Source organism: Allobosea sp. AK1, assembly GCF_006714945.1.
GTDB lineage: Bacteria > Pseudomonadota > Alphaproteobacteria > Rhizobiales > Beijerinckiaceae > Allobosea > Allobosea robiniae.
Genome location: NZ_VFMG01000001.1, coordinates 2,598,356 through 2,624,667 on the forward strand (window position 1 = coordinate 2,598,356; position 26,312 = coordinate 2,624,667).

The window sequence follows — 26,312 nt, forward strand, 5'->3', positions numbered from 1 at the left end:
CCTTCCTCAGGTGCGGGGCAGATCGGGCACCTTGTAGGCCGTCGTCGCCTTGATCCGCTCCATCGCGAAGCGCGAGGTCACGTTCTTGAGCGGGATCGTCTCGATCAGCTTCTTGTAGAAGCTGTCATAGGCGGCCATGTCGGCGACGACGACGCGCAGCATGTAATCGACATCGCCCGCCATCCGGTAGAACTCCATCACCTCCGGCATCGCCGCGACCATCTGGGCGAACTTGTCCAGCCACGGGCCGGAATGATCCGCCGTCTCGATCTGGACGAAGACGGTGAGCCCGAGCCCGATCTTCTCGGGTGCCACCAGGGCGACGCGCTTCAGGATCACCCCGGCCTGTTCGAGCTTCTGAATGCGCTTCCAGCACGGGGTCTGCGAGAGCCCGACGCGGTCGGCAAGCTCCGCGATCGAGATATTCGCGTCCGCCTGGAGCACGGTGAGGATCTTGCGGTCGATGGCGTCCATTCTCTCAAGCTCGCTATCTGGAGAAATTCGTTTCGCAGATTTCGCAAGAAAGAGATAAAACATCTTTTTCAAGCTGATCTATTGCATCCAGATAGAAAATCCTTTTCTCAATCTGTCAATGGGGGCTCGTTCGGGCCTGTTTTCGAGAAGGATTTGAACGATGGATCGCCGCCAGTTCCTCATCGCCGGGTCGAGCCTCGCGGCGGCCATGCCCTTCGCCGGCCCGGCCCGTGCCCAGAGCGTCGCCGCGCGTGTCGGCTACATCCCCGTCGTCGGTACGGCGCCGTTCTTCGTCGCCAATGGCGAGGGCTGGCTCAAGCAGGGCGGCATCGATGTCGCGGTCACCGTCTTCGAATCCGGCCCGAACATGATCCAGGCGCTCGCGTCGGGCACGATCGACGTCTATGTCGCCGGCGTCGCGCCGCTCGCCGTCGCCCGTTCGCGCGGCGTCGATATCCGCGTCGTCGCCTCGACCGCGATCGGCGAGAATGTCGTCGTCAGCGCGCCCTCCCTGACCAAGTTCTTCACGGCCGGCACGAATGCGGCTGCGGCCTTCAAGGCCTTCCGCACTGCCACCGGCAAGGCGGCGCGCCTTGCCACCCAGCCGGCGGGCTCGGTGCCGAACACGACGCTGCAATACTGGCTCTGGGAGGTTGCGAAGGTCGACAAGGCCGATGTCGAGATCGTGCCGATGGGCATCGACGCGACCCAGCAGGCGATCCTGGCCGCCGCGGTCGATGGCGGCTCGGTCCGCGAGCCGGCGCTGACGATCCTCCAGACCCGCAACCCGCAGATCAAGCTGATTGCCGGCGGCGAGGAGGTCTTCCCGGGCCAGCCAGGCACGGTCGTTGCCGTCTCCGGCGCCTTCGCCACCAAGAATCCGCAGGCCGTGCAGAACCTCGTCTCCGGCCTCGTCAAGGCGGCCGCGCTGATCAAGGCCGATCCGACCAAGGCCGCGCCCCATGTCGGCGCGGCGCTTGGCAAGGGCATCGTCGATCCCGAGCTGATCCAGAAGGCGCTGGTTTCGCCGGCGAGCCGCTTCGAGATCGACCCGCGCAAGATCATCGAGCCCGCCCGCGCCATGCAGGCCTACCAGGTCAAGCTCGGCTCGCTGGAGAAGGAACTCCCCTTCGACGGGCTGTTCGAGACCCAGTACTACGAGCGTGCGGTCAAGGCGGGCGGCTGAGATCGTGACTGCGCTACGGGCTCCGGCCCTCGCCCTTCTGGGCCTCGTCGCCTTCCTCCTGCTCTGGGAGGCGATGCCCTTCTTCGGATGGGTGAATCCGGCCTTCCTGCCGGGGCCGAGCGCCCTGCCGAAGGCCTTCATGCGGGAGCTCTCCTCCGGCGCCTGGCTCTCGGCCATACTAGGTTCGCTCTGGCACTACTTCGTCGGCCTGTTTGTTGGCGCCGGACTCGGCATCGCCTTCGGCGTACTGATCGGTATGTCCCGGACCGCCGAGGAGGCGACGGCCTGGGTCGTCCGGGTTCTACGCCCGATTCCCGGCCTCGCCTGGGTGCCCTTCGCCATCATCTGGTTCGGTGTCACGCCGGGCGCGGCGGTCTTCATCATCGCGATCGGCGTGTTCTGGATCGTCTTCTTCGCGGCGCAGGGCGCGATCCGCGGCGTCGACCGCGATCTCATCGAGGTCGCCGATGCCTTCGGCTTCCGCTCCCCCTGGCAGCGCCTGTTTAAGATCCTGCTGCCGGCGGCCTTGCCGGGCATCCTCGTCGGCATCAGGACGGCGCTCGGCCAGGCCTGGATGGCGGTGGTCGCGGCCGAGATATTCGGCGTCGCCGGTGTCGGCCAGCGCATGATGCAGGCGTCGAGCCTCCTCGCGACCGATATCGTCGTGGTCTACATGCTGACGATGGCGGCGCTCTACGGCCTGCTCGACACCGGTTTCGTCGCCTTCCAGAAATGGGTGCTGCGTTGGAAAGCGTGATCGAAATCAAAGGCCTGTCGCTGACCTTCAAGCGCGACGGCGAGGACACCGAAGTCCTGCGCAAGCTCGACCTCAATGTCGGGCGCGGCGAATTCCTGGCGATCGTCGGCCCCTCCGGCGTCGGCAAGTCGACCTTGCTGCGCGTCATCGCCGGCCTCGCCAAGCCGAGCGGCGGCGAGGTCGTCATCAACGCGAAGGACAAAGCGCGCCGGCCTGTCGCGCTGGTCTTTCAGGATTCGCGGCTGCTGCCCTGGCGCAAGGTCGTCTCCAATGTCGGCTTCGGGCTCGAAGGCCGCACGCCCCGTGCCGAGCGGTTGGCCAAGGCTGCGGCGATGCTCGATCTCGTTGGGCTGGCGCCGCTGGCCCAACGCTGGCCGCACCAGCTCTCCGGCGGGCAGCGCCAGCGCGTCTCGCTGGCCCGCGCGCTCGCCGTCGAGCCGGAAATCCTGCTGATGGACGAGCCTTTCTCGGCGCTGGATGCCCTGACGCGCGAGAACCTGCAGGATGAGCTGATCCGCGTCTGGCAGCGCACCGGCAAGACCGTGCTCTTCGTCACCCATGATATCGACGAGGCCGCCTATCTCGCCGATCGCGTCGTCGTTCTGTCAGGTGCCCCCGGCCAGATCATCGCCGAGCATCGCATCGACGCGAGCCGTCCGCGCAAACGGGGTGCCGCGGCGGAAGCCGAGATCGTGCGCGCGGTCCGCCAGGGCCTCGGCGCCGATATCGTCACGGACGGCGCCGCGATCTGAACGGCCTCGCCGCCCCGTCACCGGGGGCGGCGACACCATGGCACGCTGCCTCCCGAAGGCGGATCGCCCAGAATGCCCGCGACCCCGCCTCACTGCCTTGTCATTGGCAGGCGAGGGCGGAATGAGGCATGGGGTCGGGATGTTCAGGGATGGCGACGGCATCATGCGGCGATATCTAGGCAAGCGTTTCCTGCGCGGCGCAGCGCTGGCGCTGGGTCTGCTGGTTCCCGGCCTGGCGGTTGCCGCCGAATCCGCTCCCGTCACCTCGCCGCGCGTCACCGCGACCTTGCTGTCGAGCCGGGACGCGGTCGCGCCCGGCGAGCGCTTCAAGCTCGCGCTCGTCCAGAAGCTCGCGCCGCACTGGCATACCTATTGGCTGAACCCCGGCGATTCCGGCGAGCCGACCCAGATCAAATGGGACCTGCCGACCGGCGCGACCGCGGGCGAGATCCAGTGGCCGGCACCCAAGGCGATCCGGGTCGAGCCCCTCGTCAATTTCGGCTTCGAAGGCACGGTTCTGCTGCCGCTCGAGATCACCGTGCCGGCGGATGCCAGGCCCGGCGAGACTTTCACGCTGAAGGCCGAGGCGACCTGGCTCGTCTGTGAGAAGATCTGCATTCCCGAGGAAGGCTCCTTCTCGCTGGAGCTTCCGATCAGCACCGCAAGCGCAGTCGATCAGGCGGCAGAGGCGCGCATCGATGCCGCCATCGCGGCGCTGCCCAAGCCGGCCGCCTTCCGCGGCAAGCTCCGCGACGATGCCGGCAAGCTCGTTCTCGATCTGCCCGGCCTGCCGGCAGGCGCCAACGATCTGCGTTTCTTCCCGGTTTCCGATACGCTGATCGAGCATGCGGCCGAGCAGCCTTTTGCGGCCGACGACAAGCCTGCGCTGACGTTGACCCGTTCGAGTGCCTTCAAGCTGGCGAAGCCGGAAATCTCCGGCGTCCTCACCTTTACCGAGGAAGGGATGCCGCGGGCTGTGACGCTGCTCGCCGATGCCGATCCGGCTCTGATGGCGGCAGATGTGGCAGCGGCGCCTGAAGCGCGCCCGGCCGTGGTGCGGATTCCGATGCCGACCGAGGGCGCCGACCTGACGCTCTGGGCGGCGCTGGCTTTCGCTTTTGCCGGCGGCCTGATCCTCAACCTGATGCCCTGCGTCCTGCCGGTGCTCTTCATCAAGGCGCTCGGCTTCGCGCAGCTCGCGCATCGCAGCCGTTCGGAGGTCCGGGAGCAGGGCCTGCTCTTCATGGGCGGCGTGCTCGTCACCTTCATGGTGCTGGCCGGTGCGGTGATCGCGCTGGGCAGCCTCGGCAGCAGCGTCGGCTGGGGTTTCCAGCTCCAGTCGCCGCCGCTCGTCATCGCGCTGGCGGTGGTGATGGTCCTGATCGGCCTCAACCTGCTCGGCGCCTTCGAGATCGGCACCTCCGTCACCGGGCTCGGCGATGGCCTCGCCAGCCGGGGCGGGCGGCTTGGCGCCTTCATGACCGGCGTGCTCGCGGTGGTGGTCGCGACGCCCTGCACGGCACCCTTCATGGGTGCGGCGATGGGCTATGCGGTGACGCAGCCGCCAGCCGTCGCCCTCTCCGTCTTCATGGCGTTGGCGCTGGGCTTCGCGCTGCCGGTGGTGGCGCTCTCCTTCGCGCCTAGCCTCCTGCGCCTGCTGCCGAAGCCCGGTCGCTGGATGCTGGTGCTGAAACAGGCCTTCGCCTTCCCGATGTTCGCGACCGCGATCTGGCTGATCTGGGTCGCGTCGGTGCAGAGCGGCCCGCAGGGCGTGCTCGCTGCGCTCGTCGCGGTGCTGGCGGCGGGTTTCGCCGTCTGGCTTATCGGCGTGACACGCGGATCGTTCGCGCGACGTGCCTTCGGCTCGGTTCTGGCGGCGCTGGTCGTGCTCGGCGCCGGCTGGTTCACTGTGCAGAATGCCGTTCCCGGTGCGGCGACCGAGGCGCGGGCCGGCGATGTCGAGGCCTGGTCGCCGGAGCGGGTCGCGGCCTTGCAGGCGCAGGGCAAGCCGGTCTTCGTCAATTTCACCGCGGCCTGGTGCATCACCTGCATCGCCAACGAGCGCGTCGCGCTCTCCCGGCAGGAGGTGAAGGACGCTTTCGCGAAGCTCGGCGTCGTCTATCTCAAGGCCGATTGGACCAATCGCGACAGTCGCATCGCCAAGGCGCTGGCCGAGCAGGGCCGCGCCGGCGTGCCGCTCTACCTGTTCTATCCCGCCCGCAAGGAGGCGCAGGCCGAGATCCTGCCGCAGCTCCTCACCATGGACGGATTGATCGCCGCGGCCGAGCGTGCGGCCGGGCGCAATGTGACGGCGGCGGCACTGCCATAGGTGTTCGACATCAACCCAGGGAGACAGACATGCAAAGCCTGACCAGACAGACTTTCATCGCCGGCCTCGCCCTCGCGGCTCTTGCCTGCCCGGCCCCCGGTTTCGCGCAAGGCGGGGCCAAGGTGGGCGCGCCCGCCCCCGCCTTCCAGGCGGTCGATGTCGAGGGCAAGACCCGCAATCTCTCGGAATTCGCCGGCAAGACGGTGATCCTCGAATGGACCAACCATGACTGCCCCTATGTCCGGAAGCACTACAACAGCGCGACCATGCAGAACCTGCAGAAGGACATGGCCAAGGAGGGCGTGGTCTGGCTCTCGGTGATCTCCTCGCCGCAGGGCGAGCAGGGCCATGTCGATGCCGCCAAGGCGAAGGAACTCACGGTCCAGCGCAACGCCGCGCCGGCCGGGATCCTGCTCGACCCGAACAGCAAGGTCGCGCGGGCCTATGGCGCCCAGACCACCCCGCATATGTACATCATCGATCCCAAGGGCACGCTCGCCTATATGGGCGCGATCGACGACAAGCCGACCTCGGCGGCATCGAGCCTCCAAGGCGCCAAGAGCTATGTCCGCCAGGCCGTCGCAGAGCTCAAGGCCGGCAAGCCGGTCTCGGAAGCCAGCACCAAGGCCTATGGTTGCGTGGTGAAATACGCGCCGCTGAGCTGAGGCCCGTCACCCATCGTGATGAGGAAGCGGCCGGGCCTTGCCCGGCCGTTTTCGTTGGGCGTCTTATTGCGAGCGCGGGCCGAGATCGCGCGGCGCGGCGTTGATCGTGACGATCTGGCCGTTGCGCAGTTCCAGCACGGCGAGCCCGCGCTCGACCTGCCCGTCCGGGCGGAAGCGGAAGACGCCGTCCGCCCCGGCGAAGCCGGAACCGTTGGTCAGCACGGCTTCCGAGAAGCGCTGCGAGCCTTGCGTGCGCGCCAGCGCCGCCGCCAGCGAGACCGCGTCATAGGCCAGCGTCGCGGTGCGGGTCGGCGCGCCGTTGAAGCGCTGCTGGTAGCGCCCGGCGAAGGCGTTGAAGCCGGCGGTGTCGGGCGAGGCGAACCAGCCGCCCTGGATAGCCGGCACGCGCGCGATGCCCGCATCGTTCCAGACGCCGGTGCCGAGCGGCTTGACCTTGGCGGGGTTGTAGCCGGCCTCCTGCAGGAGCTGGCCGAGCGTCGGCATGGCGTCGGCGGCGGCCGGCACGAACAGCGCATCGGCCTGGGCGAGCGAGGGCATCAGGCGCTGGATCGCGGCCTTCATCGCGGCCGGGTCGGCACTGAAGCGCTCGATCGCGGCGACGCGAGCGCCGCGATTGGCGACGGCCTGCTGGAAGGCGGCCTCGACCACCTTGCCATAGGCGGTGTCCGGCACCAGCGCCGCGAAGGACTTGCGGCCCTGCTGGGCGGCATAGCCGATCACGCGGTTGACGTCGTTCTCGGGCGGGAAGGAGAGCAGGTAGACGCCGCGCGAGGCGACGTTGGAATCGCTGGAGAAGGCGATCACCGGCTTGTTGGCGCCGCGTGCCACCTGCCCGGCCGCCTGGACCGAGGGCGCGAAGAGCGGGCCGACGATCAGTTCGGCCCCTTCCGACAGGGCTTCCTGCGCGGCGGCGCGGGCGCCGTCCGGCGTGCCGCGATCGTCCTTGACCAGCAGGGTCAGGTCGGCATTCGGGAATTCGGCCAGCGCCATCTCGGCGGCGTTCTTGAGCGAATTGCCGACGACCGCGCCCTGGCCCTCGGCGGTCAGCGGCAGGATCAGGCCGACCTTGACCTTGCCGGTGCCGATGGTCTGCCCGGTCGGCGCGCCGCCGCCGGCTGCGGGCGTGCCCGAATCGAAGCCCGGCAGGCCCGAGGTGCCGCCGCCGCAGGCGGCGAGCGCAAGCGGCAGCAGGACCGCAAAGGCCCGTGTCTTGAACCGCAGGATCGGTGCGAGGTGCCGATGATACAACACGGGCGATCTCCAGTCGTGACCGGGCCGGCGAAACGCGGCCCGGCGATGGGTCCTGTGGAACCGATATGCCCCCGGACCTCTCGTGCCAGTCCGGAAGCCTATTTTCAAGTTGTTAACTATGGGTTGCACCGGTGCGGGCGTTCCCCGCCATGGCGCCGCTGCGGCGGCTGTGGCAGCGTGATCGGATGTCGAACACTGCCGCCACCCCCCGCGCTCCCAGCTATACCGCTTTCGGCCTGAGAGCCGAGGCCGAGCCGCTGGCGCCGGGCCTCCACATCGTCGCGACGCCGATCGGCAACCTCCGCGACATCTCGTTCAGGGCGCTGGCGACGCTCGCCGCCGCCGATGCGATCCTGGCCGAGGACACCCGGACGTCGAAGACGCTGCTGGCGCATTACGGGATATCGACGCCGCTCCTGCCCTACCACGAGCACAATGCCACGCAGATGCGTCCGAAGGTGCTGGCGAAGCTGCGCGAGGGCGGCAAGCTCGCGCTGATCTCGGATGCCGGCACACCGCTGGTTTCCGATCCCGGCTACAAGCTCGTCGCCGAGCTGGTGGCGGAAGGTTTGCCCGTCACTGGCATTCCCGGCCCCTCCGCCGTGCTGGCGGCGCTGGTGCTGGCCGGCCTGCCGACCGACCGCTTCTTCTTCGAGGGTTTCCTGCCGCCGAAATCGGGCGGGCGCCGCACCCGCCTGACCGAACTCGCCGCCATTCCCGGCACGCTGGTCTTCTTCGAATCGCCCCGCCGCCTCGCCGAGATGCTGGCTGACGCCGCCGCCGTGCTTGGCGCGAGGCCCGGCGCCGTCGCGCGTGAGCTCACCAAGTTCTACGAGACGGTCCGGCGCGGCACGCTTCCCGAACTCGCCGCCCATTACGATGGCGAAGAGGAGGCGCGCGGCGAGATCGTCGTGATCATCGGTCCGCCCGGCGCCGCCGATCTCGTTCCAACCGACGAGGCGATCGACGAGCGTTTGCGCGTGGCACTGGCGAAGGTCTCGCTGAAGGAAGCCGTGGCGCAGGTCGCCGCCGAGACCGGCCAGCCGCGCCGCAAGGTCTATGCTCGCGCGCTCGAACTGACCCGCGACGATCCGTGAGCCGGGCGGGCGCCGATCCGGACGGGCGCAGCCGTAAAGCGCGGCGCTCCGGCCTGACCGGGCGCCGCGCCGAATGGCTCGCCATTCTCTGGCTGACCGCGAAGGGATACCGCCTGCTGGAGCGGCGCTTCGGTGGCAAGGGCGGTGAGATCGATCTCGTGATGAAGCGCGGCCGCACCATCGCCTTCGTCGAGGTCAAGGCGCGTAGGCACCTCGATGACGCCATGATCGCGATCACCCCGGAAAAGCAGCGCCTGGTCGAGCGGCGCATAAGGCACTGGCTTTCGCGCAATCCCTGGGCCGCCAGCCATCATCTGCGCGCCGATGCGGTGTTCCTGGCGCCCTGGTGTCGGCCGCGCCATGTGCCGGCCGCCTTCGCGCTTGTCCTCTGACGCAAGGCCACCCACTTGCAGGAACCCGGTCCGCGGTCCGATAAGAACCGCCTGCCTGCAACAGGAAGCCTGTCATGAGCCTCAACGTCGCCATCCAGATGGACCCGATCGAGCGCATCCGGATCGCCGGGGATACCGGCTTCGCGTTGATGCTGGAAGCGCAGGCGCGCGGCCACACGCTCTACACCTATACGCCCGACAAGCTCTCGATGCGCGACGGCAAGGTCACCGCCCCGATGCGTCCGGTGAAGGTGCGCGATGTCGAGGGCGACTATTTCACTGCCGGCGCCGAGGAAAAGGTCGACCTCTCCGGGCTCGACGTCGTGCTGCTCCGGCAGGACCCGCCCTTCGACATGGCCTATGTCACCACCACCCATATGCTGGAGCGCATCCATCCGAAGACGCTGGTGGTCAACGACCCGACTTCCGTGCGCAACGCGCCCGAAAAAATCCTCGTCACCCATTTCCCGGAATTGATGCCGCCGACCCTGATCACCCGCGACAAGGCGGAGATCGAGGCCTTCCGCGACGAGCATGGCGAGATCGTCATGAAGCCGCTCTACGGCCATGGCGGCGCGACCGTGTTCAAGACCAGCAAGACCGACCCGAATTTCGGCTCGCTCTTCGACCTGTTCAGCAACCTCTTCCGCGAGCCCTGGGTGGTGCAGGGCTTCATCAAGGAGGTCACCGAGGGCGACAAGCGCATCATCCTGATCGACGGCAAGGCTGCGGGCGCGGTCAACCGCGTCCCGGCGGTCGGCGACCTGCGCGCCAACATGGTGCGCGGCGGCGCGGCGCGTCCGACCGACTTGTCGAAGCAGGAGCTCGCGATCTGCGAGGCGATCGGTCCGACGCTCCGCGAGCGCGGCCTTCTGCTCGTCGGCATCGACGTGATCCATGGCAAGCTCACCGAGATCAACGTCACCGCGCCGACCGGCGTGCGCGCGATCAAGAAGCTCGGCGGCCCGGACCTTGCGGCGCAGCTCTTCGACGTGATCGAGGCGAAGCGCGGCCGCTAACTCGCTTTCACATACCCCTTCCAGCAGCGCCCGAGCGCGATCTCCCGCCGGCCCGTCAGGACCGGCGCGTAGATCTTGCGCAGGGCCTCGTTCGCGACCGTGACCGGGCAGAGCGGATAGAGCACGAGATCCGCCTCGCGGGCGAGCGTGATCTCGGCGTCGTCCGGCTTCGGCACGGCCCGGAACGGGTCGGCGCCGATGGCGATGCCGCGCGGCGCGCTGCGGCCCATCACGGCGGGGAACGGGTTGACGAAGTTGAGGCTCATGATCGTCTCGAAGCGGCGCCCGCTCGCCTGCTCATGCGCCAGGATCGCCGCGACCCCCTCGTCGACCGCCATGAGCCATGACGCCTGGAAATCGAGCTCCGAATAGAGCTGCGGTGACGGCAGCATCTCCCGTGCGGTGAATTCCCGGAAGGTCGCGGGATGAGCCGCGTAGATGTCGAGCATCGCGCTCGCGCGGTTCATGACGTCGGCATGTTGCGAGACCTGGCCGAGCCGGCCGAGATGCTGGTTCGGCAGGGCGGCATAGCCCGCCTGCGCCATCAGCGCCCGTGCGCCGCGCTGGAGCACCGTTTCGGCCGGCGGGATGGCGGTGGCGGCGACGAGGCCGCAGACAACGAGCGCGCCGCGCCGGCCGCTGCCGAGCCAGCGCGACAGGATCATCAGCAGCACCGGCCAGATGAAGATGAAGGCCTGCCCGCCGGTATTCTGGGTCTCGAAGAACAGCCCCGCGGCGAGGACGACCGCGAGCCAGGCGACGTCGCGGTCGAGCAGGCGGATGAAGCTGGCCACCGACGGTTGACGGCGCAGCGCAAGCGCGGTGTCAGCGATGTCGCGTCGGTCCAGCCAGAGCAGGGCAAGCACGAGCGCCGCCCCGGCGCCGACGATGTCGAGATGCAGCGAGGCGGCCTGGACGAAGCGCGGCAGGATGCCGCCGGCATTGATCGCGATCAGCGCGAGGATGCTGCCGAGATAGGCGCTGACGAGGCCGGTCGCGAGTTCGAAGCCGATCAACACCAACCCAGCGGCGGCTGCGACCGTCAGGGCCAGGCGCAGGCCGATCCGCCCGGCGGCGAGCGCGAAAGCCGTGACCAGGCCGCCGGCGAGGAAGCCGGTGATCTTGATCATGAACAGCGTGATCAGCGTCCAGCCGATGATGGCGGCGAGCGCCGGACCGCGGAGGAAGAGCAGACCGCAGACCAGCACGTAGAGCACGATGCTGACATGCCGGTTGTAGATGCCGAATCCGTCCGTGCCCGGAAAGAAGGAGTAGTGCTCGACATTGATCGGCAGGATCTGGAAGGCGAGATAGGGCAGGAGCAGCGCCATCGCCCTGGCGCGTGATTGCCGGCCGACCGTGTGCAGGATGACCGCCATCGCCGGAGCCGTCACCGCGAACAGGCACCATTGCGCCGTGAGCAGAGGATGTGCGCGTGGAAACAGCGCATCGAACCCGGCGAAGAGCCAATAGCCGAGCGGCCCGACCGGTGCGATGAAATCGATCAGCGGCACCTGGCCGTCGCCGATCCGGTTGGCGGCGTCGAGGTAGAGAACGAGGTCCCAGTACATCGGCCCGAGCGGCAGCGTCAGGGGCACCGTCAGCAGCAGGGCACAGATCACGACGGCAGCGCCAAGCAGGACGAGCGGCAGGCTCGGAAGCCACCGCGCCTCGGTCGCAACTTCCGCCTCGATCGTGCCGCCGGCCTGCATTGTGCCCTTCCCCGTGCTTTCGACGGGGATTGGTTAGCAGATCCGGGTTAAGATCGGCCTTCGGCCAGGATTTGCCCGTTCAGCGGATTGGCTTCGTCCCAGCCATAGCGCAGCGTCTCGAAGCGCATCGTCAGGGAATCGACCAGCAGGAGCTTTCCGACGAGCGGCTCGCCGAAGCCGGTGATGGCGCGCACGACCTCCAGCGCCATCAGCGAGCCGATCACTCCCGGCAGGGCGCCGAGCACGCCGGCCTCCGCGCAGGTCGGGATCGCGCCGGGCGGCGGCGCGTCCGGAAAGAGGCAGCGCCAGGTCGGGTTCGGCTTGCCGTCCGGCCCCATCTCATGCGCGCGGATCGTGGTCAGCGAACCGTCGAAGCGCCCGAGCGCGCCCATCACCACCGGCTTGCGCTCGTGGAAACAGGCATCGGACACGGCATAGCGCGTCGCGAAATTGTCGGAGCCTTCGGCGACGACGTCGTAGAAGGCGATCAGCGCGCGGGCATTATGCGGATCGAGCCGCGTGACATGCTCCTCGACCACGACATTCGGGTTGAGGTTGCGCACGAAGCGCGCGGCGACCACCGCCTTGTGCGCGCCGATATCCTCGTTCGTGAAGATGGTCTGGCGCTGCAGGTTCGAGAGCGAGACGATGTCGTCGTCGACGATGCCGATCTTCCCCACCCCAGCAGCCGCCAGGTACTGGAGCAGCGGCGCGCCGAGTCCGCCGGCGCCCACGACCAGCACGCGCGCGTTCTTCAGCCGCTGCTGCCCCGGCCCGCCGATCTCCGGCAGGACGATATGGCGCGCATAGCGCTCGATCTCGTCGTCGTTCAGCATCATGGGCGACAGCCTAAGGCCGGTGGCGGCTCCAGGGCAATCGCCCTGCGGCGCGGCCGCGCGGTCGTGATGAACATGACCTTTCGCCAGCTTGGCCGCGTCGCGCAGCCATGTCATCGTGCCGCGATCGAGGGCCGGACAACGGCGCCCGGCTGCAACAGGGGATCGCTTCCATGCGTTTGGGTTCTTTCGCGGCGGCGTTTGCCGGCGTCGTGCTTTCGACTGTCGCGGCACTGGCGCAGCCCCAGCCGATCAAGCCGGCGGTCGTCTACGACAAGGGCGGCAAGTTCGACAAATCCTTCAACGAGGGCGTCTTCATCGGCGCCGAGAAGTTCAAGACGGAAACCGGCGTCGAGTTCCGCGATTTCGAGCCGACCAACGACGCCCAGATCGAGCAGGCGCTGCGCCGCTTCGCCCGCGACGGCCATTCGCCGATCATCGCGGTCGGCTTCTCGCAGGCGACCGCCCTGCAGAAGGTCGCGGCCGAGTTCCCGAACCTGAAATTCACGATCATTGACATGGTCGTCGACCTCCCGAACGTGCAGTCGATCGTCTTCAAGGAGCATGAAGGCTCCTATCTCGTCGGCCTGCTCGCGGCGATGGCCTCGAAATCCGGCAAGGTCGGCTTCGTCGGCGGCATGGACATCCCGCTGATCCGCAAATTCGCCTGCGGCTATGTCCAGGGCGTCAAGGCCGGCAAGGCCGATGCCGAGATCTTCCAGAACATGACCGGCTCGACCCCGGCGGCCTGGAACGACCCGGTCAAGGGTGGCGAGCTCGCCAAGTCGCAGATCGATCGCGGCGCCGACGTGGTCTATCACGCTGCCGGCGGCACCGGCATCGGCGTGCTCCGCGCGGTAGCGGATGCCGGCAAGCTCGGCATCGGCGTCGATTCCAACCAGAATGCCCTGCATCCCGGCAAGGTGCTGACCTCGATGCTGAAGCGCGTCGACATCGCCGCCTACAACTCGTTCAAGGCGGCGCAGGACGGTTCCTGGAAGCCGGGCATCTCGGTGCTCGGCCTCAAGGAAGGCGGCATCGACTGGGCGCTGGACGACAACAACCGGAGCCTGATCACGCCCGAGATGAAGGCCGCCGCCGACAAGGCCAAGGCCGATATCATCGCCGGCACCGTCAAGGTCCACGATTACATGTCCGACCAGAAATGCACGATGTGAGGCGCGGGCCGCTCCCTTGAGGCCCGCGCCCGCCATCGCGCTCACCGGCATCTCCAAGCGCTTCGGCCCGGTTGCGGCCAACAGGGACGTGTCCCTCTCGGTCGCGGCCGGCTCGATCCACGGCATCGTCGGCGAGAACGGTGCCGGCAAGTCGACGCTGATGTCGATCCTCTACGGCTTCTACGAGGCCGATGCCGGCGAGATCAGGATCGCGGGCGCGCCGCGCCGCATCCGCTCCCCGGCCGATGCGATCGCGGCCGGGATCGGCATGGTCCATCAGCACTTCATGCTGGTGGAGACGCTGAGCGTCGTCGAGAACGTCGTGCTCGGCGCCGAAGGCGGAGCTTTTCTGAAAGGCGGCATCGGCAAGGCGCGGACCGCGCTTGCCCGGCTCTCGCGGGACTACGGTCTCGCGATCGATCCCGATGCCATCGTCGGAGAACTCTCCGTCGGCCTGCAGCAGCGCGTCGAGATCCTGAAGGCGCTCTATCGCGGCGCAGAGATCCTGATCCTCGACGAGCCGACCGCGGTGCTGACCCCGGCCGAGGCCGACCAGCTCTTCGCCCTGCTTCGCGCCTTGAAGGCGCAGGGCAAGACGGTGATCCTGATCACCCACAAGTTGCGCGAGATCATGGACGTGACCGACCGGGTCTCGGTGATGCGCCGTGGCGAGATGGTCGCCCATGTCGCGACCGCCGAAACCTCGCCGCCAGCCCTGGCCGAGGCGATGGTCGGAAGGCGCGTGCTGCTGCGCGTCGAGAAGGGGCCGCACGAGCGCGGCGCGCCGGTGCTCGAAGCGGTCGGCCTCTCCTGCCGCGACGGGCGCGGCACCGAGACCCTGAAGGACGTGAACCTCACGCTCCATGAAGGCGAGATCATCGGCATTGCCGGTGTCGCCGGCAACGGCCAGAGCGAATTGCTGGAGGTGCTGGCGGGCCTGATCCAGCCGAGCCGCGGCGTGATCCGGCTGGGCGGCCAGATTCTCGCGGCGGCGGATCGCCATCCGGCGCGGCTGCGCCAGCGCGGCCTGATGCATATTCCCGAGGATCGCCAGCGCAGCGGCCTCGTCACCGCCTTTTCCGCCGCCGAGAATGCCATTCTCGGCTACCAGCACGACCCAGCCTTCGGCTCCGGCCCCTTGCTCTCGCCGGCCCGTATCGAGGCCCATGCCCGCGAGGCCTTCGCGGCCTATGACGTGCGCCCGCCCGACCCCGCGCTGAAGACCGCGAAATTCTCCGGCGGCAACCAGCAGAAGATCGTTCTCGCCCGCGAGATCGAGCGCGGCCCGAAGGTGCTGCTCGTCGGCCAGCCGACGCGTGGCGTCGATATCGGCGCGATCGAGTTCATCCATCGCCGGCTGGTGGCGCTGCGCGATCAGGGCGTCGCGATCCTGCTCGTCTCGGTCGAGCTCGAGGAGGTGATGGCGCTCTCCGACCGGATCATCGCCCTATGCGGCGGCCGGATCACCGGCGAGCGGTCGGCGGAGAAGGCCGACGAGCGCGATCTCGGCCTGCTGATGGCCGGCGTGGCGGACGAGGCGGCATGAGCGCCGCGCCCGTCGACCTCCCGCGCTGGGCCGATGTCGCGTTGGTGCCGCTGGTCTCAGTCGCCGCGGCACTTCTCGTCGCCGGGCTCGTGGTCGTCGGCATCGGCGAGAACCCGCTGGAGGCGACGGTACTCCTCCTGCGCGGTGCGCTCGGCACCGCCGAGGGCATCGGCTTCACGCTCTATTACGCGACCAACTTCATCTTCACCGGGCTTGCGGTCGCCGTCGCCTTCCATGCCGGCCTGTTCAATATCGGCGGCGAGGGGCAGGCGACGGTGGCCGGCATCGCCATGGCGATCGCCTGCCTCGCGGTCCCCGCCTTGCCCGGTTTCCTTGCGGCGCCCTTCGCAATCCTCGCGGCGGCGGCGGGCGGCGCGGCTTACGCCTTCATTCCCGGCTGGCTCCAGGCCAAGCGCGGCAGCCATGTCGTGATCACCACGATCATGCTGAACTTCGTCGCGGCGGCGCTGATCGTCTATCTGCTGCGCGAGATCATCGGCAAGCCCGGCTCGATGCAGCCGGAAACACCGGATTTCCCGGCGGGCGCCATCCTGACGCCGATGCACCAATTGCTGGCGCCCTTCGGTTTCACTTTGCCCGCGACGCCGTTGAACAGCGCCTTCTTCCTGGCCCTGATGGCGCTCTTCGCCGTCTGGTTGCTGATCTGGCGGACGCGACTGGGCTATGCGATCCGGACTGTTGGTGCCAATCCGCGCGCCGCCGCCTATGCCGGCATCTCGCCCGCCACTGTGACCATGATCGCCATGGCGATCTCGGGCGCGCTCGCCGGTGGGCTCGCGGTCAACGAGGCGCTCGGCGTCCAGCACCGGCTCGTGCTCGATTTCACCGCCGGCTACGGCTTCGTCGGCATCGCGGTCGCCCTGATGGGCCGTGGCCATCCGGCCGGCGTCGGCCTCGCCGCCCTGCTCTTCGGCGTGCTCTACCAGGGTGGTGCCGAGCTCTCCTTCGACAAGCCGGCCATCACTCGCGACATGGTCGTGGTCATCGGCGGCGTGCTCGTGCTCTTCGCCGGTGCGCTGGACGGGCTGTTCCGCCGGGCCATTGCGACCGTGCTGCGCGTCGACCGGGGAGCGGCCTGATGGACCTGCTCCAGCTCATCGCCGTCATCCTCGATTCGACGATCCGGCTGTCGATTCCGCTGATCTGCGCGGCGATGGCGGGCTTGTGGTCGGAGCGGGCCGGCGTCGTCGATATCGGTCTGGAGGGCAAGATGCTGGTCGCCGCCTTCGCCTCGGCGGTCGCGGCCTTCGCCACCGGCTCGGCCTGGATCGGGCTTGGCGCCGGCATTCTGGCATCGCTGGCGCTGGCGCTGGTCCATGGCTTCGCCGCGATCACCTGGCGCGGCAACCAGATCGTCTCCGGCGTCGCCATCAACATGCTGGCGGCGGGGCTGACGGTCGTGCTCGGCAATGCCTGGTACGGGCAGGGCGGGCGCACCCCCTCGCTCGAAGGTACGGCCCGCTTCGGCGACCTCACCCTGCCCTTCGCCCGCTGGGCGCGCGAGCACGTCCCCGGGTTCGGCCTGATCTATGACGAGGTGGTTTCCGGTCATGCCGCCCCGGCCTATCTCGCATTCCTCTGCGTGGTCGTCACGGCCTTCGTCCTGAAGCGCACGCGCTTCGGCCTGCGCATCCGCGCCGTCGGCGAGAATCCGGCGGCGGTCGATACCGCCGGCCTTTCGGTCGCGGGCCTGCGCTATGGCGCCGTCGCGATCTGCGGCGTGCTTTGCGGCATCGGCGGCACCTATCTCGCCGTGGCGCAATCTGCCGGCTTCCTGCCCCATATGACGGCTGGACGCGGCTTCATCGCGCTTGCGGCGGTGATCTTCGCCAATTGGCGGCCAGTGCCTGCGCTCGGCGCCTGCCTGCTCTTCGGCCTGCTCGATGCGGTTGCGATCAGGCTTCAGGGCGTGACATTGCCCGGTATCGGCCTCGTACCGGTGGAAGCGATCCAGGCCTTGCCGTATCTGATGACCATCATCCTGCTCGCCGGCTTCATCGGCAGGGCGACACCGCCGAAAGCCTCTGGCCTGCCCTATGTCAAGGAACGCTGATTTGCCGGCCGATATCGATTTCGAGGCCCTGTTTGCGGCCGCCGCCGCCATCCAGCCGCGCGCCTACGCGCCCTATTCGCGCTTCAAGGTCGGCGCCGCGCTGTTGGCCGATGACGGCGCCGTCCATGTCGGTTGCAATGTCGAGAACGCCGCCTATCCCGTCGGCTCCTGTGCCGAGGCCGGCGCGATCGCGGCGATGATCGCGGCCGGCGGGAAGGCGATCCGGGCGGTGCTCGTTTTCGGCGAGGGGGCCGAGCTGGTCACGCCCTGCGGCGCCTGCCGCCAGCGCATCCGCGAATTCGCATTGCCGGAGACCCCCGTCGCCATCGCCGGGCCGGAGGGCATCCGGGTGCGCTTCACGCTGGAGGAACTGTTGCCAGCCTCCTTCGGACCGGCCAATTTGCCGCGGTGATTTGGGCTGCTCCGGCGGCCGGAAGGGAGCATGCGATGGCGGCCGATCCGGCCTGCGACGAGGTGGCATCCATCCTGGCGGACCGGGGTATCGATGCGATCGATTGCGCGATCGTGCTCGGCACCGGCCTCGGCGCCGTCGCCGAGGATGTCCAGGACGCGATCCGCATTCCCTATGCCGATCTGCCCGGCTTCCCGCGTGGCGAGGTCTCCGGCCATGCCCGCCAGCTCTGCTATGGCACGCTGCATGGCCGCAAGGTGCTGATCTACCAGGGCCGTGCCCATTACTACGAGGGCGGCGATTCCACGGTGATGCGGGTGCCCCTCGGCGTGCTCACCGCCTTCGGCTCGCCGCCGCTGGTCCTGACCAATGCGGCGGGCTCGCTCTCGGCGGAGATGCGTCCGGGCAGCCTTGCTCTCATCACCGACCATATCAACCTGAACGGCCCCAATCCGCTGATCGGCGACAGGGGCGACGGCCGCTTCGTGCCCATGGTCGATGCCTATGACCCGCATCTGCGCGGCCGCTTCAAGCGCGCGGCCGAAAAGGCGGCACTGTCGCTCGGCGAAGGCGTTTACATGTGGTTCACCGGGCCGAGCTTCGAGACGCCGGCCGAGATCCGCATGGCGAAGGTGCTGGGCGCCGATCTCGTGGGCATGTCGACTGTGCCGGAGGTCATCCTGGCGCGGCGCTGCGGTTTGCGCGTCGCCGGCCTGTCCATCGTCACCAATATGGGTGCAGGCCTTCATGGCGGCACGCCGCATCACACCGAGACGCGCGATGTCGCATCCCTTGCGGCAGGGGCGCTCAGGCGCCTGCTGCGTGCCTTTCTGTCGGAGTTGTAAGCCATGTCCGATGCCGATCTCGCCCGGCGGGCGCTCGCCTTGCTCGATCTCACCGATCTTGCCGACGATGCCACGGAGGAAGGCACCCGCGACCTCTGCCGGCGCGCCGTGTCGGGCCCGGTGCCGGTCGCTGCGATCTGCCTGTGGCCGCGCTTCGTCGCGACGGCACGCGCTGAACTGGGAGACGGCCCCGTCCGCATCGCGACCGTGGTGAATTTTCCCGATGGCGACACGCCGATCGCCCCGGCCATGCGCGAGACGGAAGAGGCACTCGCCGCCGGTGCCGACGAGATCGACCTCGTCCTGCCCTGGCGGGCGGTTCTCGCTGGCCATGTCACCTCGGCGGCCGCCATGGTCCGCAACGTCAAGGGACTTTGCGGCGAGCGGTGGCTGAAGGTGATCCTTGAGACCGGCGAATATCCCAATCTCGACAAGGTCAGGACCACCTCCGAGCTCGCCATCGCGGCCGGCGCCGATTTCATCAAGACCTCGACCGGCAAGACCGCGAATTCTGCGAGTATCCCCGCCGCGCGCGTGATGCTGAACGTCATTGCGGAGGCAGGCCGCCCCGTCGGGTTGAAGCCGTCCGGCGGGATCAGGACGCTGGCCGATGCCACGCGCTATCTCGATCTCGCCGATGCGATCATGGGTGAGGATTGGGCGACGCCCATGACCTTCCGCTTCGGCGCCAGCGGCCTCTATGGCGCGCTCGTCGAGGCCATCGATGGCGCCGCGCCCGATGCCGCGCCGCGTGGGAGCTATTGATGCGCCTGACCCAGGAGATCATCGCGGCCAAGCGCGACGGTGCGGAACTGTCCGATGCCGATATCCGCCAGCTCATCGCCGGCTTGCCGGACGGGTCGGTCAGCGAGGGGCAGGCCGCGGCCTTCGCCATGGCGGTCTATTTCAACGGCATGAACGAGCGCGAGCGCGTGGCGCTGACGCTCGCCATGCGGGATTCCGGCACGGTGCTGCGCTGGGACGATCTGCCCGGCCCGGCGCTCGACAAGCACTCGACCGGCGGCGTCGGCGATACGGTGAGCCTGCCACTCGCGGCGGCGGTCGCGGCCTGCGGCGGCCATGTCCCGATGATCTCCGGCCGCGGCCTCGGCCATACCGGCGGTACGCTCGACAAGCTCGACGCCGTGCCGGGCTATGTCACCCAGCCTGGTATCAATCTCTTCCGCAAGGTGGTGCGCGAGGCCGGTTGCGCCATCATCGGCCAGACCGCCGACCTCGCCCCAGCCGACAAGCGCCTCTATGCCATCCGCGACGTCACCGCGACGGTCGAGACCATTCCCTTGCTGGTCTCCTCGATCCTGTCGAAGAAGCTCGCCGCCGGCCTGCACGGCCTCGCCATGGACGTGAAGTTCGGCTCCGGCGCCTTCCTGCCCGACTACGGTAAGGCGCAGGCGCTGGCACAGGCGCTGGTCGGCGTCGCCAACGGCGCCGGCCTGCCGACCAACGCGCTCCTGACCGATATGAGCGAGCCGCTCGCCTCGGCCGCGGGCAATGCGCTTGAGGTCGCCTATGCGCTCGACCATTTGACGGGGCGGCGCCGCGAGCCGCGCTTCCACGAGGTCACGGTCGCGCTCGCCGCCGAGATGCTGTTGCTCGGCAAGCTCGCCCCGGATCTCGACACGGCCCGTGCGAAGATCGAGCAGGCCTTCGCTTCCGGCGCCGCGGCGGAGCGCTTCGCCCGCATGATCGTCGCGCTCGGCGGCCCGGTCGACCTGCTGGAGGCGCCGCAGAAGCATCTCGCCGCCGCGCCGGTCGTGAAGCCGGTCTATCCCGAAACGCCGGGGGCCGTCGCTTCCGTCGATACGCGCGCGATCGGGCTTGCCGTCGTGGCGCTCGGCGGCGGCCGGGTGCGGCCGCAGGACCCGATCGACCATGCCGTCGGCATCGTCGCGCTGGCAGGCATCGGCGACGGCGTCGGGCCCGACCGGCCGCTCGGCATTGTCTATGCCCGCAACGAGGACGGCTACGCTGCGGCAAGCGAGCGCTTGCGCAAGGCCTACTGGATCGGAGAGGGTGCGGCGCGCGGCCCGCTGGTCGCGGAACGGATTACGGAGAGGGTGTCGGGATGAGTTTGCTTCTGGCCATGACCGGCTGGCATATCGAGGACTGGCGGGCGCGCTTCCAGGCGCTGCTGCCGGATATGCCTGTCGTCGTCCTCGGCGAGCCCTTCGACCGTCGCGCCGTGCATTACGTCGCGAGCTGGAAGCACCCGCCCGGCAGCCTGACCGGCCTGCCCAACCTCGCCGCGATCTTCTCGCTCGGCGCCGGCGTCGATTTCCTCTTCGCCGACGACAAGCTCCCGGCGGCGCCGATCGCACGCATCGTCGATCCCGACCTGACGACCCGGATGAGCGAATATATCGTCCTGCATTGTCTGATCTACCTGCGCCAGCAGCGCCGCTACGACCGCCAGCAGCGCGAGGCGCTCTGGGACGACGACCGCAACCAGCCGGCCGCCCGCGCGGTCCGCGTCGGCGTCATGGGGCTGGGCGAACTCGGTCAGGACGCGGCGCGCAAGCTCGCCATCATCGGCTTCGACGTCGCCGGCTGGAGCCGTTCGCCAAAGACCATCGAGGGTCTCCAGACCTTCTCTGGCGAGGACGGCATGAAGGCGTTCCTCGCCCGTACCGACATCCTCGTCAGCCTGCTGCCGCTGACGCCGGATACGCGCGGCATCATCAATGCCGAGCTACTTTCGGGCCTCGCGCAGGACGGACGCCTCGGCGGGCCGTTCCTGATCAATGCCGGGCGCGGCGGCTTGCAGGTCGCGGACGACATCCTCGCCGCGCTCGATGCCGGCACGCTCAAGGGCGCGACGCTCGACGTCTTCGAGGCCGAGCCGCTGCCTGTGGACTCAGCCCTCTGGAGCCATCCGGGCGTGACGGTGACGCCGCATAACTCGGCGATGTCGGAACCCGAAGCGATCGCCACGGCGGTTGCCCAGCAGATCGGCCGGCTGGAGGCGGGCGAGCCCTTGCTCAACCTGGTCGACCCGGCGCGGGGCTACTGAGCCTCAGGCGATCCGCTTGTCCGCGGAATCGCAGAGGTCGTTCTGGATGCAGCGGACGCATTCGGGCCGCAGCGCCTTGCAGGTGTAGCGCCCGTGCAGGATGAGCCAGTGATGGGCGTGCCGGCCGAATTCCGGCGGCACCGCCTTCTCCAGCCCGAGCTCGACCTGCAGCACGTTCTTGCCCGGCGCGATGCGCAGGCGGTTGGCGATGCGGAAGACATGGGTGTCGACCGCATGGGTGATCTCGCCGAAGGCGATGTTGAGGACGACATTGGCGGTCTTGCGGCCGACGCCGGGCAGGCTCTCCAATGCCTCGCGCGTCGCCGGGACCTCGCCGCCGAATTCGACGATCAGCCGCTCGCAGAGCGCGATCACGTTCTTTGCCTTGGTGCGGTAGAGCCCGATGGTCCTGATGTAGTCGCGCACAGTTTCCTCGCCGAGCGCGAGCATCTTCTCAGGGCTGTCGGCAATGGCGAAGAGGGCGCGCGTCGCCTTGTTCACGCCGGCATCGGTCGCCTGCGCCGACAGGACGACGGCGACGAGCAGTGTGAAGGCGTTCACCGATTCCAGTTCGCCCTTGGGCTCGGGATTGGCGGCCTGGAAGCGGGTGAAGATCTCGCGGATCTCCGCCGGCTTGCGCGCGCGCGGCAACGTGATGCGCTTTGCCGGCGCAGCCGTGCGAGGGGGCCTGTTCCGCTGATCCATGACGGCGTTATAATCGTCGCATGACACCCGGCAATAGCCCCGGCAGTGATAGCTTTGGCCGCGAGATCGCGGACGCGTCGCAGCGGCCGGTCTTCGACGCGACGATCACGCCGCACCGCTCGCTCGGCCAGAACGGCTTCCGCATCGTGATGACGCTGGTCTGCCTCGCCAGCGTGATTTCCTCGCTTCCCTTCGTCCTGCTCGGTGCCTGGCCCGTCGCGGGCTTCTTCGGGCTCGACATCGTCGCGCTCTTCGTCGCCTTCCACGTCAATTTCCGGCATGCGCGCGCCTTCGAGCGCATCGTGGTGACGCCGCTGGAGGTTTTTCTGCGCAAGGTCTCGCATCACGGGCGCGAGGCGGTCTGGCGCTTCAATCCGGCCTGGACCCGGCTCGAACGCCAGACGGACGAGGATTACGGCCTGCTCGCCCTGACGCTGGTCTCGCGCGGGCAGAGCGTCGCGATCGCCTCCGCGCTCTCGCCGCAGGAGCGTTCCGGCTTCGCCGATGCGCTGGGCTCGGCCCTGTCGAGCGCCCGCCGCGGGCCGGATTACGGCACGCCTTGAGCCGCTGCGGCGAGCCAGATCGTATGGCCGCCGCAGCTTGGGTCCTCGACGATATGGTCGATGACGGCGAAACCGCTCTCCGCCAGCAGGGTCCGGTATTCCCCGGGATCGAGGCTGCCATGATAGAGCGCCTCGCCTTCGAAGCTGCCGATCGCCTCGCCATGCGCCGGGCCGCTGGTGAACAGCAGGGCCGCGCCCGGCGCGGCATGGCTCGCAAAGACCTTGAACATGCCGCGCTGGTCCTCCGGCGTCAGGTGGAAGAACGAATCCCAGGCGATCAGCCCGTCGAAGCGGCGGCCAAGGGCGAGGCGGCGCATGTCGGCGACCTGCCAGTCGCCTTCGGGAAAGCGGGTCCGGCCCAGCGCGATCATCGCCGGGGCGGAATCGACACCGGTGACGGCATGGCCGTGTTCGATGAAATGGCGGGCGATCGGCTGCCCGGTGCCGCAGCCGATATCGAGGATCGTGGCGCCGGGCGCGAGCAGGTCCCGGAAACGCGCGAGCCACGGGCCTTCCATCAGCGTCTTGCCGCGCAGGCCGTCATAGGTGGCGGCGTGGCGCTGGTAGAGATCGATGATGGCATCGGCGGGAGAGGACATGGTGCTGTTAGATGCCCGGCCGCGCTGCCGCGCAACCCCGCCCTTGCCAGCTTTCGGGTGGGAACGGCATGGTGGGCACCCTAGATTCGCATCATGACGAACGATGCGAGGTTCCCATGAACGCTCATGCTCCCATGAAAACGGCGATGACCCCGACGCGCTTCTCCAATGCGGTGCTGGCGCGCGCCACCGATGCGATGCCAAGCGAGGCCGATTTCCCGGCCGTCGCCCCCGGCTCGGACTATGACACCGTCCGGCGCATCCTCTCCTTCATCACCCATAACTGGCGCGAGCAGCCGACGATCGAGGCGATCGCCGAAGCCGCCGGCGCGACCCCGACCGATGTCCATCACCTCTTCCGCCGCTGGTGCGGCCTGACGCCGAAGGCTTTCCTGCAGGCGATCACGCTCGACCATGCCAAGGGGCTGCTGTCGTCCTCGGCCAGCATTCTCGACACGGCGCTTGAGGTCGGCCTCTCTGGCCCGGGCCGCCTGCACGATCTCTTCGTGACGCATGAGGCGATGTCGCCCGGCGAATGGAAGACCGGCGGCGAAGGTCTCAAGCTCTCCTATGGCTTCCACGCATCGCCTTTCGGCGAGGCGCTGGTGGTGATCACGGAGCGCGGCCTCGCGGGCCTCGGTTGGGTCTCGAACAGCGCCGATGGCGGCAAGGTCGTCGGCGGGCGGGCCGAAGCGCTGGCCGACATGATGCGGCGCTGGCCCCATGCCGATTATCACTACGACCCGGTCCTGACGGCGCCCTATGCCGGCCGCATCTTCGAGCCCAAGGCCTGGTCGGCGGAGACGCCTTTGCGTGTCGTCCTGATCGGCACCGATTTCGAGGTGCGGGTCTGGGAGACGCTGCTCCGGATTCCCGTCGGCTGCGCCACGACCTATGGCGAGGTCGCCAACCATATCGGCAAGCCCAGCGCGGCGCGGGCCGTCGGCATGGCGGTCGGCAAGAACCCGATCTCCTTCGTGGTTCCCTGCCACCGCGTCATCGGCAAGTCCGGCGCGCTGACCGGCTATCACTGGGGCCTGACGCGCAAGCGCGCCATCCTCGGCTGGGAAGCCGGGCAGACCGCGGCCGGCTGATCCCGGTCACTTCCGCAAATACATGTCCCAGCAGGGCGCGAGCGCGATCCGCTCGCGCCCTTCGAGCGCTGCGGCGAAATGGCTGCGGATCATCTCGCGCGGCGTCGTCACCGGGCATTTCGGCATCAGCATCGCGTCGGTCTGCCTGAGCGCCTCGATGGTGCCCGGCTGCAGGTCCGGCGTGCTGCGGCCGGGGTCGACTCCGACTGGCACGACGCGCGGCGGCGTGCGCTGCAGCAGATAGTTCAGCGGATCGACGAAATCGAAGGTGAAGAAGCCGTTGAGCTCGCGCTTGTTGGCGGCTTCCCAGGCCTTGATCGCGGTCACCGCCTGCTGGATCTCGAGCATCCAGGTCGCCTGGTAGTCGATCTCCGAATAGAGGATGTAGGACGGCAGGATGTCGCGCCGGATCAGGTCGCGATAGCCTTCGGGCTGCGTCGCGTAGTGGTCGAGCATCGCGGCGGCGCGTGCGGCGATGTCCGGCTTGACGCTGATCCGGCCGAGCGGCCCGAGATCGGGCACGTCGAGTGCGACATAGGTCGCCCCGCCCATCACCGCGCGCATCCCGCGCTCCATGCAGATGACGGCGCTCGGCAGCGAGACCGCGAGCGTCAGCACGAGGACCACCGGCCGCATCCGGTCGTCGCGCCGCTCCCACCAGTCGAGGATGAGCGGCAGGAGGATCGGCCACAGGCCGATGAATTCGAGCGAGCCGGTATTTTGCGTCTCGAACAGGGCAAGCGCGAACAGGCCTGCTGCGAACCAGCCGATCGGTGCATCCGCGAGCGCCCGCCAGCCGGCCAGCGTCGCCGGTAAACCGTCGCGCCAGGAGGCGTAGGCGAGCACGGCGAGCAGGATCAGCGACGGGCCGATCACGTTGAACTTGACCGAGGCCACTGTCAGGAAGCGCGGCAGCAGCGTACCGGTGTTGAGGCCGAGAAGGGTCAGGATATCGATGATGTAGGCGGAGCTGAGCCCGGTCGCGAGTTCCAGCACGCCCAGTGCGAGGATGACGAGCCCGGCAGCGATGGTCGCATCGCGGAAGCGCATCCGGCCGCTCAGCGTGGCGTAGCCGACGAGGAGCGTGCCGGAGACGGCGCCCGTGACCTTCGTCAGGAAGAGCGTCAGCATCAGCACGGCCACGAGCGCGATCTGCAAGCTGCGCCGCGGCACGAACAATAGGGTCGCGATCAGCAGGTAGAGCTGCAAGGCGACATGGCGGTTGTAGAAGCCGTACCCGTCGAAGCCGGGCGAGGGGTAGAGCCCGTGCAGGTTGATCGGCAGCGCCGCGAACAGCAGGAAGGGCAGCACCAGCGCCAAAGCCTGCGGGCGGGAGCGCCGGGCGACCTCGCCGGCGAGCAGCGCCAGCACCGGCAGCATGATCGGCAGTAACGCCCAGTTGATCAGCAGCATCGGCTGCGCATCGGGGAAAACGGCGTCGAGCCCGGCGGCAAAATAGAAGCCGAGTGGACCGATCGGCGCGAAGAAATCGATGGTCGGGACCTGGCCGAGGCCGATGCGCTGGATCGCGTCGAGATAGACCACCGTATCCCAGGCATTGGGCCCGAGCGGCAGGCGCAGCGGCAGGATCAGCGCCGCGACGGCCAATGCGGCGAAAGCCACGATCCAGGCGAGGGGCGAGCCGGCCAAGCGCATCGCTGCTCCCTTGCCGATGAAATCCTTGCCGTCGACTTGGGAGTTTTCTGTCCCGATTTCGCTCATCGCCACGCCGAACCCTCCTGGTCCAGCCCGCTCTGTGGCAGAAAAAACTTAC

General features: G+C 68.5%; 26 protein-coding genes. 19 read left to right on the plus strand and 7 right to left on the minus strand.

Annotation, left to right across the window (positions count from 1 at the left end; translation table 11 throughout):
• Positions 1 to 6 precede the first annotated feature (6 nt).
• A complete protein-coding gene (locus tag FHT98_RS12890) occupies positions 7 to 474 on the minus strand; it encodes an Lrp/AsnC family transcriptional regulator (protein WP_142114264.1) in 468 nt (155 codons plus the stop codon).
• 160 nt (positions 475 to 634) lie between these two features.
• On the opposite strand from FHT98_RS12890, the gene FHT98_RS12895 reads away from it, so the two are divergent.
• From FHT98_RS12895 to FHT98_RS12915, 5 genes are all read left to right on the plus strand, one after another.
• Entirely contained in the window at positions 635 to 1,660 is a 1,026-nt protein-coding gene (locus FHT98_RS12895) for an ABC transporter substrate-binding protein (protein ID WP_142114265.1), read from the plus strand.
• Between the two features lie 4 nt (positions 1,661 to 1,664).
• Positions 1,665 to 2,417 carry an ABC transporter permease gene (locus FHT98_RS12900; RefSeq protein ID WP_142114266.1) on the plus strand — a complete coding sequence of 251 codons (753 nt, stop codon included), beginning with the start codon at positions 1,665 to 1,667 and terminating at the stop codon, positions 2,415 to 2,417.
• Positions 2,393 to 3,169, plus strand: coding sequence for an ABC transporter ATP-binding protein (locus FHT98_RS12905; protein WP_142114267.1), 777 nt, complete (start codon positions 2,393 to 2,395; stop codon positions 3,167 to 3,169). The genes FHT98_RS12900 and FHT98_RS12905 overlap by 25 nt, the downstream gene beginning before the upstream one ends.
• A gap of 163 nt (positions 3,170 to 3,332) precedes the next feature.
• Positions 3,333 to 5,498, plus strand: a complete 2,166-nt coding sequence (locus FHT98_RS12910; RefSeq protein ID WP_142114268.1) for a protein-disulfide reductase DsbD family protein — start codon at positions 3,333 to 3,335, stop codon at positions 5,496 to 5,498.
• Positions 5,499 to 5,527: 29 nt separating this feature from the next.
• Positions 5,528 to 6,163 (plus strand): thioredoxin family protein, encoded by a 636-nt coding sequence (locus tag FHT98_RS12915; protein WP_142114269.1) that lies wholly within the window; start codon positions 5,528 to 5,530, stop codon positions 6,161 to 6,163.
• 63 nt (positions 6,164 to 6,226) lie between these two features.
• Here FHT98_RS12915 and FHT98_RS12920 read toward each other — a convergent pair whose 3' ends face one another.
• A complete protein-coding gene (locus FHT98_RS12920; RefSeq protein ID WP_142114270.1) occupies positions 6,227 to 7,435 on the minus strand; it encodes a penicillin-binding protein activator in 1,209 nt (402 codons plus the stop codon).
• A 185-nt stretch (positions 7,436 to 7,620) separates the two neighbouring features.
• Here FHT98_RS12920 and rsmI point away from each other — a divergent pair, with 185 nt between their 5' ends.
• The 3 genes from rsmI (at position 7,621) to gshB (ending at position 9,943) form a co-directional block, all read left to right on the plus strand.
• Complete coding sequence (gene rsmI, locus FHT98_RS12925) at positions 7,621 to 8,532, plus strand: 16S rRNA (cytidine(1402)-2'-O)-methyltransferase (protein WP_142114271.1); 912 nt, start codon at positions 7,621 to 7,623, stop codon at positions 8,530 to 8,532.
• Positions 8,529 to 8,924 carry a YraN family protein gene (locus FHT98_RS12930; protein WP_142114272.1) on the plus strand — a complete coding sequence of 132 codons (396 nt, stop codon included), beginning with the start codon at positions 8,529 to 8,531 and terminating at the stop codon, positions 8,922 to 8,924. The genes rsmI and FHT98_RS12930 overlap by 4 nt, the downstream gene beginning before the upstream one ends.
• 74 nt (positions 8,925 to 8,998) lie before the next feature.
• Positions 8,999 to 9,943, plus strand: a complete 945-nt coding sequence (gshB, locus tag FHT98_RS12935) for a glutathione synthase (RefSeq protein ID WP_142114273.1) — start codon at positions 8,999 to 9,001, stop codon at positions 9,941 to 9,943.
• Here gshB and FHT98_RS12940 read toward each other — a convergent pair.
• Both FHT98_RS12940 and FHT98_RS12945 read right to left on the minus strand, forming a co-directional pair.
• Positions 9,940 to 11,655 carry a hypothetical protein gene (locus tag FHT98_RS12940; RefSeq protein ID WP_142114274.1) on the minus strand — a complete coding sequence of 572 codons (1,716 nt, stop codon included), beginning with the start codon at positions 11,653 to 11,655 and terminating at the stop codon, positions 9,940 to 9,942. The genes gshB and FHT98_RS12940 overlap by 4 nt on opposite strands.
• A gap of 47 nt (positions 11,656 to 11,702) precedes the next feature.
• A complete protein-coding gene (locus FHT98_RS12945) occupies positions 11,703 to 12,494 on the minus strand; it encodes a HesA/MoeB/ThiF family protein (protein WP_142114275.1) in 792 nt (263 codons plus the stop codon).
• A gap of 170 nt (positions 12,495 to 12,664) precedes the next feature.
• Between FHT98_RS12945 and FHT98_RS12950 the strand changes: the two genes are divergently transcribed.
• From FHT98_RS12950 to FHT98_RS12990, 9 genes are read left to right on the plus strand one after another with little or no spacing between them, the layout of a single operon-like run.
• Positions 12,665 to 13,669: a BMP family lipoprotein gene (locus tag FHT98_RS12950; RefSeq protein ID WP_170843408.1), complete on the plus strand. Its 1,005-nt coding sequence runs from the start codon at positions 12,665 to 12,667 to the stop codon at positions 13,667 to 13,669.
• Positions 13,670 to 13,685: 16 nt separating this feature from the next.
• Positions 13,686 to 15,215, plus strand: a complete 1,530-nt coding sequence (locus FHT98_RS12955; RefSeq protein WP_142114276.1) for an ABC transporter ATP-binding protein — start codon at positions 13,686 to 13,688, stop codon at positions 15,213 to 15,215.
• Positions 15,212 to 16,315 carry an ABC transporter permease gene (locus tag FHT98_RS12960; RefSeq protein ID WP_142114277.1) on the plus strand — a complete coding sequence of 368 codons (1,104 nt, stop codon included), beginning with the start codon at positions 15,212 to 15,214 and terminating at the stop codon, positions 16,313 to 16,315. The genes FHT98_RS12955 and FHT98_RS12960 overlap by 4 nt, the downstream gene beginning before the upstream one ends.
• Positions 16,315 to 17,289: an ABC transporter permease gene (locus FHT98_RS12965; protein WP_142114278.1), complete on the plus strand. Its 975-nt coding sequence runs from the start codon at positions 16,315 to 16,317 to the stop codon at positions 17,287 to 17,289. The genes FHT98_RS12960 and FHT98_RS12965 overlap by 1 nt, the downstream gene beginning before the upstream one ends.
• A 1-nt stretch (position 17,290) precedes the next feature.
• Complete coding sequence (locus tag FHT98_RS12970; protein ID WP_248309213.1) at positions 17,291 to 17,701, plus strand: cytidine deaminase; 411 nt, start codon at positions 17,291 to 17,293, stop codon at positions 17,699 to 17,701.
• 35 nt (positions 17,702 to 17,736) lie between these two features.
• Positions 17,737 to 18,546 (plus strand): purine-nucleoside phosphorylase, encoded by an 810-nt coding sequence (locus tag FHT98_RS12975; RefSeq protein ID WP_142114280.1) that lies wholly within the window; start codon positions 17,737 to 17,739, stop codon positions 18,544 to 18,546.
• A gap of 3 nt (positions 18,547 to 18,549) precedes the next feature.
• On the plus strand, positions 18,550 to 19,311 hold the full coding sequence (deoC, locus tag FHT98_RS12980; protein ID WP_142114281.1) for a deoxyribose-phosphate aldolase: 762 nt from the start codon (positions 18,550 to 18,552) through the stop codon (positions 19,309 to 19,311).
• Positions 19,311 to 20,636 (plus strand): thymidine phosphorylase, encoded by a 1,326-nt coding sequence (gene deoA / locus FHT98_RS12985; RefSeq protein ID WP_142114282.1) that lies wholly within the window; start codon positions 19,311 to 19,313, stop codon positions 20,634 to 20,636. Before deoC ends, deoA begins: the two co-directional genes overlap by 1 nt.
• Positions 20,633 to 21,577: a 2-hydroxyacid dehydrogenase gene (locus tag FHT98_RS12990; RefSeq protein ID WP_142114283.1), complete on the plus strand. Its 945-nt coding sequence runs from the start codon at positions 20,633 to 20,635 to the stop codon at positions 21,575 to 21,577. Before deoA ends, FHT98_RS12990 begins: the two co-directional genes overlap by 4 nt.
• 3 nt (positions 21,578 to 21,580) lie before the next feature.
• On the opposite strand, the gene nth is transcribed toward FHT98_RS12990, so the two are convergent.
• Positions 21,581 to 22,282: an endonuclease III gene (gene nth / locus FHT98_RS12995; protein ID WP_142114284.1), complete on the minus strand. Its 702-nt coding sequence runs from the start codon at positions 22,280 to 22,282 to the stop codon at positions 21,581 to 21,583.
• 20 nt (positions 22,283 to 22,302) lie between these two features.
• On the opposite strand from nth, the gene FHT98_RS13000 reads away from it, so the two are divergent.
• A complete protein-coding gene (locus FHT98_RS13000) occupies positions 22,303 to 22,845 on the plus strand; it encodes a DUF2244 domain-containing protein (protein WP_142114285.1) in 543 nt (180 codons plus the stop codon).
• Here the strand turns inward: FHT98_RS13000 and FHT98_RS13005 are convergent.
• Positions 22,830 to 23,444 carry a class I SAM-dependent DNA methyltransferase gene (locus tag FHT98_RS13005; protein ID WP_142114286.1) on the minus strand — a complete coding sequence of 205 codons (615 nt, stop codon included), beginning with the start codon at positions 23,442 to 23,444 and terminating at the stop codon, positions 22,830 to 22,832. The genes FHT98_RS13000 and FHT98_RS13005 overlap by 16 nt on opposite strands.
• Before the next feature lie 197 nt (positions 23,445 to 23,641).
• On the opposite strand from FHT98_RS13005, the gene FHT98_RS13010 reads away from it, so the two are divergent.
• Positions 23,642 to 24,538 carry a methylated-DNA--[protein]-cysteine S-methyltransferase gene (locus FHT98_RS13010; protein ID WP_248309328.1) on the plus strand — a complete coding sequence of 299 codons (897 nt, stop codon included), beginning with the start codon at positions 23,642 to 23,644 and terminating at the stop codon, positions 24,536 to 24,538.
• Positions 24,539 to 24,544: 6 nt separating this feature from the next.
• On the opposite strand, the gene FHT98_RS13015 is transcribed toward FHT98_RS13010, so the two are convergent.
• Positions 24,545 to 26,266, minus strand: coding sequence for a hypothetical protein (locus FHT98_RS13015; protein ID WP_142114287.1), 1,722 nt, complete (start codon positions 26,264 to 26,266; stop codon positions 24,545 to 24,547).
• Positions 26,267 to 26,312 lie beyond the last annotated feature (46 nt).

Coding starts and splice junctions, on each gene's coding strand:
- FHT98_RS12915 (WP_142114269.1), top strand. CDS start 5,528: ATGCAAAGCCTGACCAGACAGACTTTCATCGCCGGCCTCGCCCTCGCG.
- FHT98_RS12945 (WP_142114275.1), bottom strand. CDS start 12,494: ATGATGCTGAACGACGACGAGATCGAGCGCTATGCGCGCCATATCGTC.
- gshB (WP_142114273.1), top strand. CDS start 8,999: ATGAGCCTCAACGTCGCCATCCAGATGGACCCGATCGAGCGCATCCGG.
- FHT98_RS12950 (WP_170843408.1), top strand. CDS start 12,665: ATGCGTTTGGGTTCTTTCGCGGCGGCGTTTGCCGGCGTCGTGCTTTCG.
- FHT98_RS12940 (WP_142114274.1), bottom strand. CDS start 11,655: ATGCAGGCCGGCGGCACGATCGAGGCGGAAGTTGCGACCGAGGCGCGG.
- FHT98_RS12895 (WP_142114265.1), top strand. CDS start 635: ATGGATCGCCGCCAGTTCCTCATCGCCGGGTCGAGCCTCGCGGCGGCC.
- FHT98_RS13010 (WP_248309328.1), top strand. CDS start 23,642: ATGCCAAGCGAGGCCGATTTCCCGGCCGTCGCCCCCGGCTCGGACTAT.
- FHT98_RS13000 (WP_142114285.1), top strand. CDS start 22,303: ATGACACCCGGCAATAGCCCCGGCAGTGATAGCTTTGGCCGCGAGATC.
- deoA (WP_142114282.1), top strand. CDS start 19,311: ATGCGCCTGACCCAGGAGATCATCGCGGCCAAGCGCGACGGTGCGGAA.
- FHT98_RS12975 (WP_142114280.1), top strand. CDS start 17,737: ATGGCGGCCGATCCGGCCTGCGACGAGGTGGCATCCATCCTGGCGGAC.
- FHT98_RS12965 (WP_142114278.1), top strand. CDS start 16,315: ATGGACCTGCTCCAGCTCATCGCCGTCATCCTCGATTCGACGATCCGG.
- FHT98_RS12910 (WP_142114268.1), top strand. CDS start 3,333: ATGCGGCGATATCTAGGCAAGCGTTTCCTGCGCGGCGCAGCGCTGGCG.
- rsmI (WP_142114271.1), top strand. CDS start 7,621: ATGTCGAACACTGCCGCCACCCCCCGCGCTCCCAGCTATACCGCTTTC.
- FHT98_RS13005 (WP_142114286.1), bottom strand. CDS start 23,444: ATGTCCTCTCCCGCCGATGCCATCATCGATCTCTACCAGCGCCACGCC.
- FHT98_RS12905 (WP_142114267.1), top strand. CDS start 2,393: ATGGGTGCTGCGTTGGAAAGCGTGATCGAAATCAAAGGCCTGTCGCTG.
- FHT98_RS12890 (WP_142114264.1), bottom strand. CDS start 474: ATGGACGCCATCGACCGCAAGATCCTCACCGTGCTCCAGGCGGACGCG.
- FHT98_RS12960 (WP_142114277.1), top strand. CDS start 15,212: ATGAGCGCCGCGCCCGTCGACCTCCCGCGCTGGGCCGATGTCGCGTTG.
- deoC (WP_142114281.1), top strand. CDS start 18,550: ATGTCCGATGCCGATCTCGCCCGGCGGGCGCTCGCCTTGCTCGATCTC.
- nth (WP_142114284.1), bottom strand. CDS start 22,282: ATGGATCAGCGGAACAGGCCCCCTCGCACGGCTGCGCCGGCAAAGCGC.
- FHT98_RS12990 (WP_142114283.1), top strand. CDS start 20,633: ATGAGTTTGCTTCTGGCCATGACCGGCTGGCATATCGAGGACTGGCGG.